Source organism: Pseudarthrobacter sp. S3 (genome assembly GCF_050156905.1).
In the GTDB taxonomy this organism is placed as follows: Bacteria; Actinomycetota; Actinomycetes; order Actinomycetales; family Micrococcaceae; genus Arthrobacter.
The window spans coordinates 543,018-560,173 of the sequence record NZ_CP189583.1 but is presented as its reverse complement, the minus strand read 5'-3'; the positions used below and the strand labels follow the sequence as shown (position 1 = coordinate 560,173).

Genomic DNA, 17,156 nt, shown 5'->3' with positions numbered 1-17,156 from the left:
AGCAACGCCAGTCAGCCCGCAACGGCCAGCAACCCAAGCACGACGGCGAGCAACGGCGTCGTGCCTTGCAGCACCGCGGCGCGGAGGTACTTTTTCCCGCTGAGTGCCAGCACTGCGGCGGCCAGCAGCATCGAGCCGCAGCAGCTGAAGATCAGCGTCCAGCCGACCACGTGCTGCGCCGAGGCGTCCGGGCCAAACGCCACGCAGCCCACTCCGATGAACGCGCCGATGGCCAGGAACAGGTTATAGAAGCCCTGGTTGTAGGCGAGTGCCTTGGTGGTCTCGGCGTCGGCCTGGGAGGCGAGGCCGAAACGTTTCCAGGTGGCCGGGGTGGTCCACGTGAGGGACTCCATGGTGAAGATGTACACGTGCAGCGCGGCGGCGATGAACGCAAAAAGAAGGGAGGCCAGGATCATGTGCTGATCCTAGCCTCCCCAAAAACTCAAAAGGGCGTCACCGGGTGAGCATGCCCAGTGCGGACGTGGCGAACTCCCTGGCCGTGGTGTTCCAGTGGCCCAGCAGGCCCTGGAGATTCTCGCCGTCGGCACGGTGCGCGGGCAGCTGTTCCTGGAGTGAGGACAGCACTCCCGTACGGAGCTCGGTATTGAAGTTCACCTTGCCCACGTTCATCGCGGCGGCCTTGACCAGCTCCCCCGCCGGAATGCCGGACGCGCCGTGGAGCACCAGGGGAAGGTGCGTCCGCACGGCAATGTCCTGAAGGACATCCCAGCGCAGCTGCGGCTCGCCCTCGTACTTGCCGTGGACGTTCCCCACCGCAACAGCCAGCAGTTCCGCGCCGGTCCGGGCCACAAAATCCTCCACCTGCGCGGAATCCGTCAGGCCGGCCACTGCCACACCGGCTTCATCCGCGCCGAAGGCCCGGTCCTCGTCGCCGGCCAGGCCGCCGAGTTCGGCTTCAAGCACGACGTCGGCACCCAGCACAGCGCGTGCCTGACGGACCAGCGCAATGTTCTCCTCATACGGCAAGGAGGAACCGTCCGCGAGGACAGAATCCGCCCCCGCGGCGACGGCGTCGGCCATCACCTTGAGGTCCGTCGCGTGATCAAGCTGGACCGCCACCGGAACGAACGCGGCGTCTGCCAGGCCACGGAGCGCGGCGATCAGCCGCAGTCCGTTCGCCGTGGCAGCCGTCTTGGGGGCCACCAGCAGGATGATCCCGCGGCCAGCGTCCTCGGCCGCGCCCACAACGGCAAGCGCCGTGGTGAAGTCGTAGCAGGTGAAGGCGGGAACGGCCGAGCCCTGCTGGAGGGCTTGCGTGACCAGCTGGTCGAGTCGGGTGCGCATCAGACGCTCAGGCCGCCGGCCAGGATCCATACCAGGAACGTCAGGGCGAAGCCTGCCAGGCCAAGGATGGTGGTGAGCACCGTCCAGGTCCGCAGTCCGTCTGCGACGGACAGGCCCAGGAAACGCGTGACGATCCAGAAGCCTGAATCGTTGACGTGGCTGAGGCCGAAGGCGCCGAAGCCGATCGCTACCAGGATGAGCGCGGTCTGCACCGGCGAGTAGCCGCCGTCGGCAACTGAAGCGCTCAGCAGGCCGGCGGTGGTGATGATGGCAACCGTGGCCGAGCCCTGCGACGCCCGAAGGATTGCCGCCAGGACGAAGGCCATCAGGATGACCGGGAGGCCGACTGTGTGCAGGCCCTCGGCCAGCGCCTTGCCGATTCCGGAGACGGTCAGGACCTTGCCGAAGACACCGCCGGCGCCGGTTACGAGGATCACGATGGCCGTGGGGGCCAGGGCGGAGTCCATGACTTCACCGGTCTGCTGTGAACTCCAGCCGCGGCGGATGCCCAGGAAGTAGTAGGCGAGTCCCAAGGTGGTCAGCAGGGCGATGAGTGGCGCACCGACGAAGCCGGCAACGTCTGCAGCAGGGGTGCCCTTGGGCAGGATAACGGCGCCGAGGGTTCCCACCATGATCATCAGGATCGGCAGGACGATGAGGGAGATGATCATGGCCGGGCTCGGAGCGGTCTTGACCGGCGCGACGCGGGTCTTGACGGCGACGTCGGACCCGCCTTCGTTTGCGTCCTGTTCGACCTCGGATTTCCCCGTACCAAAGAGCCGGAACTGCGCCGCGGTGGAGGGAAGCATGGTGAAGTCGCGGCGGTTCAGCCGGCGGGCAACGAAGTAACCGACGACGCCGACGGGGATGCAGAGGGACAGACCGATGATGGTGGTCCATCCGATGTCCGCGCCGAGGATTCCGGCGCCGCCCACCACGCCCGGGTGCGGCGGGACCACAACGTGGATGGCGAGCATGATCGCGCCGACCGGCAGGCCGATCTTGACCGGGTTAACGCCGGCAGCCTTGGCGAAGCCGTAGATGATCGGGATCAGAATGATGAATCCGACATCGAAGAACACGGGGATGGCCAGTAGGAAGGCGGCCGAGGTGAGCGCGGCGATGACACGGCGCGGCCCCAGCAGTTGGGTGAACTTACCGGCCAGGGCCTGGGCCCCGCCCGAGATTTCGATCATCTTGCCGAGCATGGCGCCGAGGCCGACGAGGATGGCCACGTTGCCGAGTGTGCCGCCCATGCCTTCTGTGACGGTCTTGACGACGTCGGCCAGCGGGATTCCGGCGGTGAGTGCCACTCCCACGCTGACCACCAGCAGGGCCAGGAAGGCGGGGATCTTGAACTTGATGACTGCCACGAGCAGCAGGGCGACGCCTGCTGCTGCAATGGCCAGGAGAGCGAGAGCGCTCATGGTGTGTCTCCTTCGACGGTGCTAGTTCGGCCTAGCGGGCTGGGTGGATCGACGACGGCGGAAAGGGGGGATCCGCCGTCGTCGGGTTATTGGGGTGGCGCTTAGGAGGTGCGTTTGGCCGGGGCGACGACCTTTATGACGGCGGAGTCATCGGCGGCGGCCAGGCCCTGGGTCTGGCCCAGGAGGTACAGCTGCTCCGCCGCGGCGGCGACGGGGGCTGCCAGGCCGGCGGCGCGGGTGGCCTTGCCCACGATGCCCATGTCCTTGACGAAGATGTCCAGGCGGGACAGGACCTCGGCGCCGTTTTCCGTGTAGGCCTCGAGAATGCGCGGGCCTCGGTTGGAGAGCATAAACGAACCTGCCGCGCCGGCTTCGAGCGCGGCGAGGGTCTTGGCCTGGTCCAGGCCGAGCGCGTCGGCGAGGGCCAGGGCTTCGGCGGCGGCCGCGATGTGGACGCCGCAGAGGAGCTGGTTAACGGTCTTGAGCGCCTGGCCGTCGCCGGGCTTGTCGCCCACCACGGTGAGCGTGGAGGCCAGCAGCTCGAGGGCCGGGCGGGCCTTTTCCTGGGCTTCCGGGGAGGCGCCGACAACGATCAGCAGGTCGCCTTCGCCGGCGCGCTTGGGGCCGCCGGACAGCGGCGCGTCCACGAGCTCAACACCGTATTCGGCCAGGCGCGCCACGGTGGCGGGGATCGCTTCGGTGCCCACGGTGCTGCCGAGGATAACGACGGCGCCCGGCTCCAGCACGGAGGCCACGCCGTTCTCCCCGAAGAGGACCTCGTTGAGCTGCTCGCCGTTGCGGACCGCCAGGAGCAGGGCGTCGGCGCCCTTGGAGGCTTCCCGGGCGGAGGCGAAGGTGCGGATGCCGGCTTCTTCGGCGAGCTTCAGGCGCGGCTCGGCGATGTCGAAGCCGTGGACGGTGAGTTCGCTGGCCAGGCGGGTAGCCATGGGCAGGCCCATGGCGCCGAGGCCCAGGACGGTGATGGTGTAGTTGCTGGTCATGGTGTTCTCCTTTGAATTCTTGCGGGTTTCGACAAGCTCAACCACCGGTCAGATGGTGTTGCTGAGCTTGCGGGTGACGTCGGCGAGGGACTGGTCATCGCCCACGTTGCCGGCGAACACGATGTACGGGATGCCCGTGGCGGGTCCGTCCACCGGCTCCCAGAGCGAGACGATGCCCGGCAGCATGGGCCCGCGGACTATGGCGTGGCGGATTTCCAGGCCGTGGGCGGCGACGTCGGAGGACGTGATCCCGCCCTTGGCGATGACGAATCGCGGCGGGAACGTCTTGAGCGTCCGGTTCACCACGGCAACGACGGCGGCGGACACCGTGCGCGCGATCCGAAGGCTTTCGGCGGGGTTGTCGGTCTTGATCAGCAGCCGGCTCGTGTGGACGATCACGTCTCCCCCGTGGAGAGCCTCCACGACGGTGCCGACGGTCTGGTCCAGATGGGCGTCCCCGGCGTCGCTGAGCAGCTTCTCGACGTCGATCTCCACAATCCGGGCGGCGCTGTGCTGTTCTGTGAGGGCCTTGAGTTGACGGGTGGTCACGCCCACGTGGGATCCGACGACGATCAGGCCGCCTGCCTCGGACGGGGTGTTGCCGGCAAAGGCTTCAGCGCCGGTGAGCTCGGCGCGGATTTCCTGGCCGATCCGGGCCCGGACAAACGGCGGTCCCACGCGGTAGAGGAGCTTCTTGCCTCGCCGTTCGGCTTCTTGCAGGCCCAGTGACAGGGCGCGGAGGTCGTTCTCCGTGACGATGTCCGCGATGATCGGCGTGGAGTCGGCGGCGGGATGGATTGCGTCGGCGATGGCCTTGGCGGTGATCTGCGGATCGGCCGAGGCGCGGATGATGTTCAGGTCAAGGACGATCACGGATTCCGCGGCGATACGGCCCTGCGACTTCTCTTCCACGTACTGGGTCATGTCCGAGCTGGTGAAGCCGAAGCTTGCATCCTTGGCGAACTCGGTCTCAGCCACGGGGGTGAGCGTGCCGGCGTCGTCCCCGGTGCCGCGCATGTAGTGCACGCCGCCGATGGTCACGCGGCCGGCGTCGGGGAACGCCGGCACCAGCACCACGCCGTCGGTGGCTTCTCCGCTGACGTCAGCAACGGTGGCGGCGATGACGTCTGGCTCCAGCGGGTAGTGTCCGCGGAGAGTGGAGTCGCTGCGGCTCACGAACCCGAGCCGGAGGCCCGAACCGGTGCTGGCATCTGCGGGCCCCGCGGCGGCCAGCGCGTTGCGGACCACTTCCTCGTTGCGGGCTGCAGCTTCTGCGGGGTCCAGGCTGCGGGTGTTGGTCAGCACGTACACGGCAGGCGTCGCCTGCCCGAAGGCCCAGGTGAAGTCCTCCACCTCCCAGCGGGTGAGCACGGGAAGATCCGCAACGGACTGCGTTCCGGTGGGGTCGTCGTCGAGCACTATGAGCATCCGGGGGGTCGTCGCGCTGGACGCGGCGACGGCGTCGGCAACAAGGCGGGCGGGAATCCGGACTTCGGCCGGGAAGGCGGCCAGGATGTCTGCTTCAAGCGTCACAGTGCACTCCGTTGTGTGGGAAATCAAAAAATTGAGGTAACTGTAAGATGTCTGACATCTAACATTTCAAATAGTGTGGCACAGGACATAGGAACGCGCAAGTAGACTTGTCAGACATATCTGGCGACGCCACAAGGGGGACATATGGCACGGAAATCATTGGTGGGCGTTGTTGCAGACGAGCTCCTGGACCGGATCATTGCCGGGGAATTTCCAGCCGGATCCAGCGTGCCCGGAGAGCTTGAGCTCAGCGCCAAACACGAGGTAAGCCGGATGACCGTGCGCGAGGCCATGAAAACCCTCGAGGCGCAGCGGATCCTCAGCGTGGAACGCGGCCGCGGCACGTTCGTAAACCCGCTGAACCGCTGGGCTTCGCTGGAAGCTGTGCTGCGCGCCGCGTCAGAGGGCCAGAACGAAGCCGCCGCGTCCGTGCAGCTGATTGAACTGCGCCGGATGCTGGAAACCGGGGCGTGTGAGCTCGCGGCCGCCCGGATCAGCGACACCGACATCCAGGCGCTGTTCGTCCATGTAGCGGCGATGCGGGCCGCCCATGAGGTCAATGACGTGGCCGCCTTCGTGGAGGCTGACCTGGCATTCCATGACCTGATCCTGCGCGCCTCGGAGAACGTTTTTGTGGCGGTCCTTTTCGCGCCGCTGCACCGGGTGCTCGAAAAGCGCCGGGCCGAGACATCGGCCGTGCCCGCCATCCAGGAGCATGCAATCGGGCACCACCAGAACATCGCCGAGGCACTGGAGTCGCGCGATCCGAGCCGGTCGCGGGAAGCCATGGACCAGCACATGCAACAGACCCTGGATGACCTCAAGAACCTGGTCCTCGAGGCGCCCTGACCAGCATCCGCTCCGAAGTATTGGGTCTGGCCACACCTGAGAAGTGCCACTAGTGTTCAAGAACGGCCCGCAACCGGGAATCGAAGGCGATCACGAGGAGCGAAGTTGTCCAACCACACGTACAGCATTACTGAAATTGTCGGTACCTCCGAAGAAGGCGTGGACGCGGCAGTCCGCAACGGGATCGCCGAGGCCTCCAAGACCTTGCGCAACCTTGACTGGTTCGAAGTGAAGGAAATCCGCGGCCATCTCAAAGATGGCCAGGTTGCCGACTGGCAGGTGCGGGTCAAGCTCGGTTTCCGCCACGAAGGCTGACCTGCCTGGGTTTTCGGAGTGATGGCCGCGTCCTTTGGGCGCGGCCATCACTCTTTGGCTTCTGTTGGACGAGGCAACGCCTGCGGTGCGCCTGGCTAGAATCAGCGTTGCCAGCAGCCGTACAGACCGATCAGCTTTCGGCGGAGGCCGGAGGGAGTACTTCCAAGTCCAGCGCCGTGCCCGGAGGGGCGACTGCGGAGCCGGTCCCGGCATTGAGGCCAAGACTCAGTAACGCCAAGGCGTCCGACGACGGCGAGCCCGGTTTTGCGGAATACACCCTCAGAGTCTGGTCCGGATCGTCCGGAAGGACCAGGTTTTCAAAGTTCAGTTCCAGGTCGCCGACGGCGGGATGATGGAGCCGTATGCTGCCGGCGGACCGCGTGGCCACGCGGTGCCCTGCCCACCATTGCCGGAATTGCTCGCTATGGACGGCGAGTTCGCCGACCAGCTGGTTGGCCTCCGGGTCGTTGGGGTGCCGGCCGACATCCACGCGGAGGGCTCCGGCCTCGTCCGCCGCCACTGTTTTCCAGTCGCGGAAGAGTTCCCGGGCACCGGGATCGAGAACCAGCCACCGGGTCAGGTTGCGCTCGTGCGCCGGCAGGTCCCGAAAATCCGTGAACAACATGTAGGCCATGTGCGCGTGTTGGCCCGCATCCAGCCGGAGGGCTCGGGACACGGAGTCGAGCACAGAGCGCGACGGATGGATGTTCCTGCCCTGCTACAGGCGGATGTAGTAGTCCGTGCTGACCCCTGCAAGCCTGGCCACTTCCTCACGCCGAAGGCCAGGAACCCGGCGCACGCCGGAGGTGGCTTCCGCCCCCGCGTCTTCCGGACTCAGCCGGGACCGCATGGCCTTCAGGAATTTTCCGAGCTCGGCGCTCTGACCCATGCCCCCATTCTGCATCGTCCCGGCAGGCACTTCCTACGGCGAAGGTAGGACTGCCAGTCCTAGGAAAAACAGGGATACGGTCAGGGCCTGGCTATCGGCGAGAAAGTACATAGGCTCGTACCGGAGCAATTCCCGAAAGCGGTTTCCGGCCGGACGTCCCGTGCCAGGAACCACCCTTCCGCATTATGAGGAGTCCCCCATGTCAGAAATCACGCTGAACAACGGCATCACCATTCCCCAGCTCGGCTTCGGCGTATTCCAGGTCCCGCCGGAAGACACCCAGCGGATCGTCGAAGATGCTCTCGCCGCCGGCTACCGCCACATCGACACCGCCGCCGGCTACCGCAACGAAGCAGGTGTGGGAGCTGCCATCGCAGCCTCAGGCATTCCGCGCGAGGAAATCTTTGTGACCACCAAGCTCCGCAACGGCGACCAGGGCCGGGCCCGGGACGCATTCCAGGACACCCGCGATGCACTGGGTCTCGACTTCGTGGACCTCTACCTCATCCACTGGCCGGTTCCGTCGCAGGGCCTCTATGTCCAGGCATGGAAGGAGCTGGAGGCCCTGCATAACGCCAAGGAGATCCGCGCCATCGGCGTCTCGAACTTCCTCTCGGACCACCTGGACACCCTGCTCGAATCTTCGGACGTGGTACCGGCAGTGAACCAGATCGAGGTGCACCCCAGCTTCCAGCAGGCCGAACTTGCCGCCAAGAGCCGCGCCCTCGGGATTGCGGTGGAGGCCTACAGTCCGCTGGGCCAGGGCGGCGACCTCAACGGGAACGCCGTCACCGCTGTCGCGCAGGCTCACGACGCCACCACGGCGCAGGTGGTCCTGGCCTGGCACCTGGCCGCCGGCACCATCGTCATCCCCAAGTCTGTTAACCCGTCCCGCATCCGCGAAAACCTCGCCGCCGCGTCCCTGACACTGTCCGACGACGAACTCGCCTCCATCACCACCCTGGAGCGGGGCGCGCGCATCGGTGCCGATCCCGCCGTCGCCGCTTTCACGCAGCTGTAGCAACCGGTGACCGAGCCTGCCGGCACCGGTTCCGGCAGGCTCGGTCACCGCATTCCGATAGGTCCATCCACCAACGAAGGATTTCCCATGCAGTACACGCACCTGGGCCGCTCCGGCCTCAAAGTTTCCCGCCTGTGCCTGGGCACCATGAACTTCGGCCCGCATACCGACGAAGCGGACGCACACAACATCATGGATTCCGCACTGGACGCCGGCATCAACTTCTTCGACACGGCCAATGTCTATGGCGGCAGCGGGCATCGGGGCTGGACCGAGGACATCATTGGCCGCTGGTTCGCCAAGGGCGGCGAGCGGCGCGAACGGACCGTCCTGGCCACCAAGCTGTACGGCACCATGACCGACCGCCCCAACGAGTCCAAGCTGTCCGCGCTGAACATCCGCCGCGCCTTGGACGCCAGCCTGAAGCGCCTCCAGACGGACTACATCGATGTGTACCAGTTCCATCACATTGACCGGGACACACCCTGGGATGAGATCTGGCAGGCCATCGAAGTGGCCGTCCAGCAGGGCAAGATCCTCTACTCAGGCAGCAGCAACTTCGCCGGGTGGCACATCGCCCAGGCACAGGAAGCTGCCCGTCGCCGGAACTACACTGGGCTGGTCAGCGAGCAGTCGATCTATAACCTGTTCCGCCGCGAGGTGGAGCTGGAGGTCATCCCTGCCGCCCAGCAGTACGGCCTGGGCCTGATCCCCTGGTCCCCTCTGCAGGGCGGGCTGCTGGGCGGCATCCTGAAGAAGGAACGCGGAGGCGTCCGGCGCATCGAAGGACGCGCTGCAGAAACGCTCGAGAAGCACCGGGACCAGATCCAGCAGTTCGAGGATCTTGCGGACGGACTCGGACATGAACCCGGTGACATCGCGCTCGCCTGGCTCCTTCACCAGCCTGCTGTCACTGCACCGATCGTGGGGCCGCGCACGCAGGCACAGCTCGACGCCGGCATCCGGGCATTGGACGTCACGCTTGACGCCGACGCGCTCAAGCGGCTCGACGACATCTTCCCGGGCCACCGCCCGGCACCGGAGGACTACGCATGGTGAATCCATTGGATTCCACGGCAGACACTGTGGCGCCGCGGAGCCTCCTCTTCCTGGGCGGCACCGGGGTGATCAGCGCGGCGGCGGCAGAACGCGCCGTCGCGCTGGGGCACCGGCTGACTATCCTCAACCGCGGCCAATCAGGCAAGCCGCCCGTCGACGTTGCGGTGGTGACGGACCGGCAGCTACTGCGTTGGCTTAACCGGCGCAGGCCAGTGCTCACCCCGGAGCAGGTTTCCCGGATTGCCACGTCGGCCGTTTTGCCGGGAACCTGGCACCGGAACCCGCTGTTACCTGGTGACCCTGCCGGCCTGCAGAACCGGTTCGACGCCCTGTGGAGGCGCGTGGCCGTGGCCCGGCGCCGCCGGACCGCATGGAACCTTGCCTTCGCGGCCGGTTTCGTGGCCGCCGGAGCGGTCCTGCAGACCCTCATCCCCTGATGACAGCAGGGCGGCGCCGCCGATGGGCTCACGCTTCAAAACTGCCAACCGATACGGCGGATTAGTCGCCAATCCTGGCGAACAGTCACAACGCCGGGCGAGGGAGCCGTGCCGGGCTGGGAGTCTCGTTTGGATGTGGGACGGTGAATCTGACTTGCCCTGGAATCTTGTCCGGTGCGACAACCCTGACCGGGTTTTCGGGCACAGCTCGAGAACGTTGGACGGCCCAAGTTGCCACCCATGGAGGACCGTCGTCAGCGCCGCTGAGTCTGAGCGAGCAGCCCGCTCCCGATTGCATCGTGACGCTAGACGGTTAGAGCAGGCGGGGAACGGCGGGGATCAGTTCGGCAAGCGTCTCAGGAATTGGCCCGGTGAAGCCCGGTATCCGGCATTTTCCCGTCCGCAGTCCCCGAGATCAGCACGCGGCCCAGGAGTGATTGAGGCCGATACTGGATCAGATCCGCGCTGGCGTTGGCCTGCGCTTCAAGAAAGCGAAATCTTCGGCTCGGTTCGACGCCGTGTCGGGAAGCCCTCAACGGCCGTCTTCCACGGGCGCCGGTTGGTCGGCTACGGTTGCGTTGATCCAGGTCACCATCACACTGACAGCACCGTCTTCATCACGATCCGTCACGACTTCAATCTCGGCAGCCGCTGCCCCCATTCGCAACAGCTCTCCACGGGATGAAGCCACGAGCCCCAAGAGACATTCCTCCGTCGCGCCGGGATGGACCCGGGTCGAAATTTCAACTCGTGCAGGCTGATATCGCGTCGTGCCTTGCCGCCTTCTGGGTTTCCCGCCGTGGTCCTGCCGGTTGGGCCATTTCGAACCGTTCACTGGGGTGCCTCTCGCCCCACGCTAAATGGCCTTCGCGAACAGCGTCAGCAACCGTGATACCTCAGGCACCAGGGCAACCCGGCCCGCCTCAAGGTATTTCCGCGAATCCACCACGGACGGGTCCGCATCCAGATATTCCCGGATTGCGCGGGTGAAGAACCCGTTCAGGTGGGTGGATACATTAATCTTTGTCATACCGGCGCCAATGGCAGCCACAATCGTCTCATCAGAGACCCCTGATGAACCATGCAACACGAGTGGCACGTCCAGCCCGGACCTCAACCGGGAAATAAGTCCGAAGTCCAGGGCAGCGCTCCGCTCCGTCATGGCATGGGACGAACCCACGGCGACAGCCAGCGCGTCCACCCCCGTGGCCAACACAAAGGCAGCCGCCTCAGCGGGATCTGTCCTGACCCCCGGGGCATGGGCGCCGTTTTTTCCGCCTACTTTGCCAAGCTCAGCCTCGATGTAGACGCCCCTGCTGTGGGCGTATTCCGCCACCCGCCTCGTGGCCGCTACATTCAGCTCATAATCCAGATGGGCACCGTCGTACATCACCGAACCGAACCCCAGGTCAACCGCCTCACGAGCCAGCTCTTCAGATTCTGCGTGGTCCAGATGCAGGGAAACCGGGACAGAGGCCTGCCTCGCAATTTCCAGCGAAGCAAGCGCTAGGGGCTCCAGCCCGCCGTGGAATTTGGCGCAGTTCTCGGAGATCTGCAGGATCACCGGGAGTCCGGCCGCCTCGGCTCCGGCCACCAGTCCCTCCGCGGTTTCCAAGTGGACGATGTTGAAGGCACCTTGCCCCACACCGCGTTCTGCGGCGCTTTCCATCAGTTCGCGGGTATTGACCAGGGTCATGGCAGCTCCTTGTAAGAGACGATCAGCTGATCTGCGAGTTCCGAATACCGGGGTGATATTTCTCCGGCGCCAGGCATCAGCACGGCGGCGGCAGACCAGGCCGTGGCGGCCCGCAGGATCTGTTCGGTGTCTATGACGCCATTGGCAAGCTCGACGGCGGCAGCTGAGACTGCGGCGTCGCCGGCGCCGGTTGGGTTGCCGTTGAGGGGTTCCGGCAGTCGGGCGTGCCAGTAGCGGTCCGGTTCAGCAGCATCGAATGCCATCATGCCGTCGGCACCGGTACTGACCAGCACCCTCCGCGCGCCGAGTCCTATGAGCTGGAGGGCCGCGCCGGCCAGGTCCTGCTGCCCCATGGCCTCAGTGAGTTCGTGGTTGTTGGGCTTCAGCAGGTCCGCGCCGGCTCTCGCCGCAGCGATGATTCCGGGACCGGACGTGTCAATGATTGCCGGGACGCCGGCGTCATGGGCCAGCTTGACAAGGGCCGAATAGAAGTCTTGTGGCGCGCCCGCCGGCAGGCTACCGGAACCCACCAGAACCCCGGCCAGGTGCCCGTCGTCGCCGCTGAGGCTTTCGACGACGGCGGCAGCCAGCGCCTGCCACTCTGCGGGTTCCAGAGGAAGTCCGGACTCATTGAAGATGGACGTATGGCCGCTGACGTCATCCACGAGCGCGATGCTGCGGCGCGTCTCCGACCGAACGGGGATGAGACGGTGGGGTATTCCGCTGGCTGCAAGCTCGGCGGCGAAGGCGGCACCGGATGAGCCGCCCGCGGGGGCGATGGCGAGGACTGTACTGCCCAGCTGGTGGGCCACCCTGGCGACGTTCAACCCTTTGCCGCCGGCCCGGCTCAATGGAGTGTTCACCCGGTGGCTGCCTCCGGGGATGATGCCGTCGACGTGGTAGGTGAGATCCACGGCCGGGTTCGGCGTCACGGTGATGATGCGCCTGCCGTTCCCGGCCGATTCTCCGGCTGGGGTGCTCACGCGGGAACGTCCGCATTTGGCCGCAGTGGCCGGCCCAGCAGGGTGCGGGCGTTCAGTGCAGCACCGATCAGGCCGGCGTTCTGCCCCAGCTGTGCGGGCATGATCCTGGGCCGTCGGTGGAACGTCAGGAGTTCATCCACGCGCCGGCGCAAGGGTGCCAACAGTTCGTCTCCGGCTTCCGAGAGCCCGCCACCGAGCACTACGGCCTCGGTGCCGATGATGTTGACGCACTGGGCAATGCTGAAGGCCAAAGCGTCGATGGCGTCGGCCCAGACCTGTTGTGCGGTGACGTCGCCGGACCGGGTGAGCTCCAGGACGCCCTTGGCGCCGTCCACCGCGGCGCCGGTCATGCCCGCATAGCGTTGGGCGATGGCGCCGGCAGAACCCACGGACTCCAGAATTGCGGTGCCTTTTCCGGACGGGTCCGGCACCAGGGCATGCCCCAGTTCACCGGCGTAGCCGCCGGCCGCCACCGGCTGCCCTCCGGAGAACACTGCCCCGGCGATCCCGGTTCCGAGGATCATCACCACCACATCGCTGAATCCGCGGGCGGCACCGAATAGGAGTTCGGCACTTCCGGCCGAGGCGACGTCGTGCCCGAAGGCCACCGGCAGGCCAAGGCGCCGCTCGGCCTCCGCGGTAAAGGGAAAATCCCGCCAGGGGAGGTTCGCGGAGTAGATGCCGATTCCGGCAGCGGAATCCACCAGTCCAGGCACCGTCAGACCCGCGGCTTGTAGCGGAACGTCCGGAAATTCCTGCGACAATTCCGCGGCAATCCCGCCCAGAGTGTCCAGCACGGCTACCGCTGTGCGGCTGCCGCCCACCGGCGTAGCGACGCGCCGGAGGCCGCGGATAGCGCCCGAGGCGTCAACGATTCCGGCTTTCATGTCCGTACCGCCCACGTCGAAGGCCAATACGGCGGCTGATGCCTGGCCGAGGGGGGTCATTCCATCTGACATAGAGCGGCACCTAGACAGTTGCGTCGAGAATGACCGAGCGGGTGAGGTTGCGCGGAAGGTCCGGGTTCAGGCCGCGGACACGGGCTCGTTCCAGCGTGACCTTGTGGACCCGGGCCAGTTCGGCCAACGGGTGCTTTCCCGTATTGATGTACAGGGCCCCGGTCCGGGCGACGTCGTCGCGGAGTCCCTCGGGCTCTTCGCCGAAGAGCCAGGTGACACGGCCGCGGGCGGCGATGGAGATGGGTCCGTGGCGGTATTCCATGGCGGGGTAGGACTCGGTCCAGCCCTGCACCGCTTCGCGCATCTTGAGCCCTGCCTCGTGCGCCAGACCGACGGTCCAGCCTCGCCCCAGGAAGGTGAATTGCTCGGCGTCGAGCAGTTCCTGCGGAACATCTGCCGTTACAGCGATCCGTGCGTCTTCGACTGCCTGGCTGAGGTCGACACCAAGACTGCTCAGGAGGTAGACCAGCGCGGACGTGGCGAAGCGGGTCTGCACCACGGACTGTTCGTCCGCGTACGGGAGCCCGATGACGGCATCGGCAAGGCCGACTATCGGGGACTCGACATCGCCGATCAGGGCCACCGTGCGGACCTTGCCCTGGAGCCCGGTCAGCAGTTCCAGTACCTCGGTGGTGGTGCCGGAACGCGTAATGGCGATCACGACGTCGTAGTTGCGGGCCTCGCTGTTGGTGTTCACGAACGCCTCGGAAGCCGCATAGGAATCGGTCAGGCCTTTGCCGGCCGCTTCGCGGGCCGCGGCATAGCTCTGGGCCATGAACCAGGACGTTCCGCAGCCGATGACGGCCACGCGCTGGCCATCTGCCGGGAGAAGTTTCTCGGCGTGGGCCTGGGCGATGGCACGCTCCCACACCTCCGGCTGGGAAGTCAGTTCCTCGTCCATGAATGCTCCAAGAGTTTCGTCAGTCATCGTTCTTTGTGCTCCTTAATCGGTACATCGTTGCTCTTCAGGCTGCATCGGGCTCTCCCGACGCGCCGGTGACTTTCTTCACTACAAACACTCAATGAGCCAGATTGATCATCGAGGAATCTCTACGGCTTCCGAAAATCACCCTGCACCCCGGAGATGGTTCGAAGAAAAAATTCAATGTCACCGGTATGCCCAGGACAGCAGGTGGAATCGTCGTTGGTAATTGCATGGGAAACGGGCTACATGCGTGACGATGATTTTCGGTGGCTCAAGCAGCTGCGCGTCCAGGTCTGCGCTGGTTGCCGTGGCGGAAGCGCTACGCCAACCAGAGCAGGATGAACCGGGCTGCCTCAGCCAATCAACCTTCAGGCCTTCAGACCGCCTGTGCACTCCGTGCGGGTTGCCCCGCGTTGAAGTACTCGATAAGTTCCACCGGCAAGGCCGGAACCTCGCGGGCGGAACCGTCACCGCGCAGAGATTCGGTGGCGAGCACACCTGCGGCTACGGACTGGCGCGCAGCGATCGGGCTGGTCTGTGTCGGCCCGCCATGTGCTGCGAAGTCAAGGAACTCCGCGACCAAGCGGGGATCGGCCCCGCCGTGGCCTCCGTCGCCGTCGAGGATCTCCACTACCTGGTCCGGCTCCGCAAAACCGGTGGCCGTCCTGGAGGTCCAGACGTTGATCTTCTCGCCAGGTCCGTCGCCGAAATTCTCGATCCTGCCCTTGGTGCCGATTACCGTGTAGTTCCGCCAGTAATCAGGAGTGAAGTGGCACTGTTGATACGAAGCCAGCACACCGTTGTCCAGCACCATCTGCATCATGGAAATGTCCTCCACATCGATCACCGGGCTGAGCTCGGTCTGTTCGGTGGGCGGCCAATTATCCAGCGAGAACCAGTCCACCATCCTTCTGCCGGTGTTGTCGCGCCGGTCCTTCACGTCGCCGTAGACGGCAAGTTCACCGACGGCGGATACCCGCTTGGTGTAGCCGTTCGCCAGCCAATGGATGACGTCGATGTCGTGGGCGCCCTTCTGGAGCAGCAGCGACGTAACGTTTTTACGCTCCGAGTGCCAGTCTTTGAAGTAGTAGTCGCCGCCGTTACCTACAAAGTGCCGGCACCAGATGGCCTTGACCTCGCCGATCACGCCGTCTTCAATCAGCTGGCGCATCTGCACCACCACCGGCATATGTCGCATGTTGTGTCCCACATACAGCCGGGTTCCGGTCTCATAGGCCGTCTGCAGGATCAGGTCCGCTGCTTCCAGCGTCACATCGAGGGGCTTCTCGCAGAAGGTGGGGATGCCTGCCTTGAGCGTTTCCACCGCCACCAGGGCGTGCTTGTTGTCCGGTGTCAGCACCAGGACCGCGTCAATCCCGCTGGCCAGCAGCTCGTTCAAATCGGCCGTCACGGTGGCTGTCGGAATTTTCGCCGCGGCATCTGCCCGGCCCCGCTCGCTGGTATCGCAGACAATAGTCACCACGGAACCCTGGCCCGGCTTGTGGACGTGCTTCCACAGACTGGCCCGCAGGCCGAATCCGACCAGGCCCACCTTCATGTCAACAGTTCCCATTACTAAACGATTCCTCCTGCTTGGTTGCAGCCCTCGGGCCAACATGCAGCCCCGACTCCGCCCGGGCGTTCCCGGTGGAGCGTGGCCTGAAACTTTCTCAAAACTATGGTGTGGTGCTCTTGAACGGAGCTGATTCGCGGGCGAACAGCTGCCAGGGGAAGTCCAGTACGCCGGGGGCCGCATCAGAGCCCAGCGCGCGGTCCAGCAGCAGCCGTGCCAGCCGGTCGAAGAAGTCCACCGGACCCACAGTGCTCAGCGACGGCGTCATCCGTTCGCCTTCCACGGTGTTGCCTACCCCGATGATGTCGATGTCGGTGCCCACGGTCAGCCCCAGCCGCTGTGCCGCATTAATGGCGCTTACAGCCGCATAGTCAGTCGTGGCATAGATAGCAGTGGGCGGTTCGTCAAGCGACAACAAGCGGATGGTGGTGGCGTACGCTCCGGCAGAGGTCCCGTCGAAGCTGCCCACATATCCTTCACGGTGCGGCAGCCCCGCAGCTTCCAGCGCGTCCCTATATGCCATAAAGCGCGGCCCCGCGAGACTTCTGGCCGTAGTGAGGCACGCGATCCTGCTGTGGCCTGTGAGCAGATGACCCATGGCCAGCTCACAGCCCGGTCCGGCCACGGACCTGATGACATCGAAGCCCTCCGGCTCCATCGATTCGTCGAACACCACAAGCCTGGTGCCGCGGCCAGCGAGCTGACGCAGCGCCTGTTCACCCTCCCCCTGGACAGAATCCACAAAGACGGCATCGGCGCTGTGGGTCTGGAGCACCTTGGCCCAATCTGCGTCGCCAAGGATCATGGGTGTGATCCCCAAAGGGGCCGCCCTACGCTGGACGGCCTCAATGACAGCCAGCGCCCACGGGTCCGACAGCATGGTCAGGGACAGGATCACGGTGTTGGTGCGCCCGGTCCGTATGGCCCGTGCGGCCTGGTTGGGCTGGTAGCCCAGCCGGTTCGCTGCTGTTCTCACGCGGCTGACCGTTGCTTCCGAGACCCCCGGCCCGCCTTCGCCGCGCCGTCCCGACAGCACATAGGAAACCGTGGCTGTGGACACCCCCGCCTCCGCCGCGACCATCCTGATGGTCGGACGCGAAGCGCCTCGATTTGTCACCGACATGTTTCCCCTTTGTGGACCCGGCAGCGGTCCTTGGACTGAAGTCCGCTGTCTGTTGGATGTC

Annotated in this window: 15 protein-coding genes and 2 pseudogenes; 5 read left to right on the top strand and 12 right to left on the bottom strand. The window is 65.5% G+C overall.

Translation table 11 applies throughout. From position 1 onward, the window contains the following. Positions 1–11 precede the first annotated feature (11 nt). From ACQCSV_RS02770 to ACQCSV_RS02750, 5 genes are all read right to left on the bottom strand, one after another. Positions 12–416 carry a DUF1304 domain-containing protein gene (locus ACQCSV_RS02770; RefSeq protein ID WP_354156195.1) on the bottom strand — a complete coding sequence of 135 codons (405 nt, stop codon included), beginning with the start codon at positions 414–416 and terminating at the stop codon, positions 12–14. A gap of 37 nt (positions 417–453) precedes the next feature. Next, positions 454–1,305 carry a class II fructose-bisphosphate aldolase gene (locus ACQCSV_RS02765; RefSeq protein WP_354156196.1) on the bottom strand — a complete coding sequence of 284 codons (852 nt, stop codon included), beginning with the start codon at positions 1,303–1,305 and terminating at the stop codon, positions 454–456. Continuing rightward, a complete protein-coding gene (locus ACQCSV_RS02760) occupies positions 1,305–2,732 on the bottom strand; it encodes a GntP family transporter (protein ID WP_354156197.1) in 1,428 nt (475 codons plus the stop codon). The genes ACQCSV_RS02765 and ACQCSV_RS02760 overlap by 1 nt, the downstream gene beginning before the upstream one ends. 101 nt (positions 2,733–2,833) lie before the next feature. Then, on the bottom strand, positions 2,834–3,733 hold the full coding sequence (locus ACQCSV_RS02755) for an NAD(P)-dependent oxidoreductase (RefSeq protein WP_354156198.1): 900 nt from the start codon (positions 3,731–3,733) through the stop codon (positions 2,834–2,836). Between the two features lie 48 nt (positions 3,734–3,781). Then, positions 3,782–5,266, bottom strand: a complete 1,485-nt coding sequence (locus ACQCSV_RS02750) for a four-carbon acid sugar kinase family protein (protein ID WP_426939124.1) — start codon at positions 5,264–5,266, stop codon at positions 3,782–3,784. Between the two features lie 144 nt (positions 5,267–5,410). On the opposite strand from ACQCSV_RS02750, the gene ACQCSV_RS02745 reads away from it, so the two are divergent. Next, positions 5,411–6,115 (top strand): FadR/GntR family transcriptional regulator, encoded by a 705-nt coding sequence (locus tag ACQCSV_RS02745; RefSeq protein ID WP_354223890.1) that lies wholly within the window; start codon positions 5,411–5,413, stop codon positions 6,113–6,115. Between the two features lie 105 nt (positions 6,116–6,220). Next, a complete protein-coding gene (locus ACQCSV_RS02740; protein WP_160676972.1) occupies positions 6,221–6,430 on the top strand; it encodes a dodecin in 210 nt (69 codons plus the stop codon). Positions 6,431–6,560: 130 nt separating this feature from the next. On the opposite strand, the pseudogene ACQCSV_RS02735 reads toward ACQCSV_RS02740, so the two are convergent. Then, positions 6,561–7,319, bottom strand: a pseudogene (locus tag ACQCSV_RS02735) (helix-turn-helix transcriptional regulator). A 199-nt stretch (positions 7,320–7,518) separates the two neighbouring features. Here ACQCSV_RS02735 and ACQCSV_RS02730 point away from each other — a divergent pair. The 3 genes and pseudogenes from ACQCSV_RS02730 to ACQCSV_RS02720 all read left to right on the top strand — a co-directional run. Further along, positions 7,519–8,340, top strand: a complete 822-nt coding sequence (locus tag ACQCSV_RS02730) for an aldo/keto reductase (protein ID WP_354223892.1) — start codon at positions 7,519–7,521, stop codon at positions 8,338–8,340. 87 nt (positions 8,341–8,427) lie between these two features. Next, on the top strand, positions 8,428–9,399 hold the full coding sequence (locus ACQCSV_RS02725) for an aldo/keto reductase (RefSeq protein WP_354223894.1): 972 nt from the start codon (positions 8,428–8,430) through the stop codon (positions 9,397–9,399). Then, positions 9,393–9,557: pseudogene (locus ACQCSV_RS02720) on the top strand (NAD-dependent dehydratase); the annotation flags it as partial. The gene ACQCSV_RS02725 and the pseudogene ACQCSV_RS02720, both read left to right, overlap by 7 nt. Positions 9,558–10,692: 1,135 nt before the next feature. On the opposite strand, the gene ACQCSV_RS02715 reads toward ACQCSV_RS02720, so the two are convergent. The 6 genes from ACQCSV_RS02715 to ACQCSV_RS02690 form a co-directional block, all read right to left on the bottom strand. Next, positions 10,693–11,532, bottom strand: coding sequence for a class II fructose-bisphosphate aldolase (locus tag ACQCSV_RS02715; RefSeq protein ID WP_354223896.1), 840 nt, complete (start codon positions 11,530–11,532; stop codon positions 10,693–10,695). Further along, the gene (locus ACQCSV_RS02710; protein ID WP_354223898.1) at positions 11,529–12,515 is read right to left on the bottom strand and encodes a hexose kinase; all 987 of its coding nucleotides are present in this window, start codon (positions 12,513–12,515) and stop codon (positions 11,529–11,531) included. Before ACQCSV_RS02710 ends, ACQCSV_RS02715 begins: the two co-directional genes overlap by 4 nt. Next, positions 12,512–13,474 carry an ROK family protein gene (locus tag ACQCSV_RS02705; protein ID WP_354223900.1) on the bottom strand — a complete coding sequence of 321 codons (963 nt, stop codon included), beginning with the start codon at positions 13,472–13,474 and terminating at the stop codon, positions 12,512–12,514. The genes ACQCSV_RS02710 and ACQCSV_RS02705 overlap by 4 nt, the downstream gene beginning before the upstream one ends. A 10-nt stretch (positions 13,475–13,484) precedes the next feature. Continuing rightward, positions 13,485–14,402: an SIS domain-containing protein gene (locus ACQCSV_RS02700; RefSeq protein ID WP_354223902.1), complete on the bottom strand. Its 918-nt coding sequence runs from the start codon at positions 14,400–14,402 to the stop codon at positions 13,485–13,487. 373 nt (positions 14,403–14,775) lie between these two features. Beyond that, the gene (locus ACQCSV_RS02695) at positions 14,776–15,972 is read right to left on the bottom strand and encodes a Gfo/Idh/MocA family oxidoreductase (protein WP_354223904.1); all 1,197 of its coding nucleotides are present in this window, start codon (positions 15,970–15,972) and stop codon (positions 14,776–14,778) included. A gap of 103 nt (positions 15,973–16,075) precedes the next feature. Further along, positions 16,076–17,053: a LacI family DNA-binding transcriptional regulator gene (locus ACQCSV_RS02690; RefSeq protein WP_426939512.1), complete on the bottom strand. Its 978-nt coding sequence runs from the start codon at positions 17,051–17,053 to the stop codon at positions 16,076–16,078. Positions 17,054–17,156: the final 103 nt, after the last annotated feature.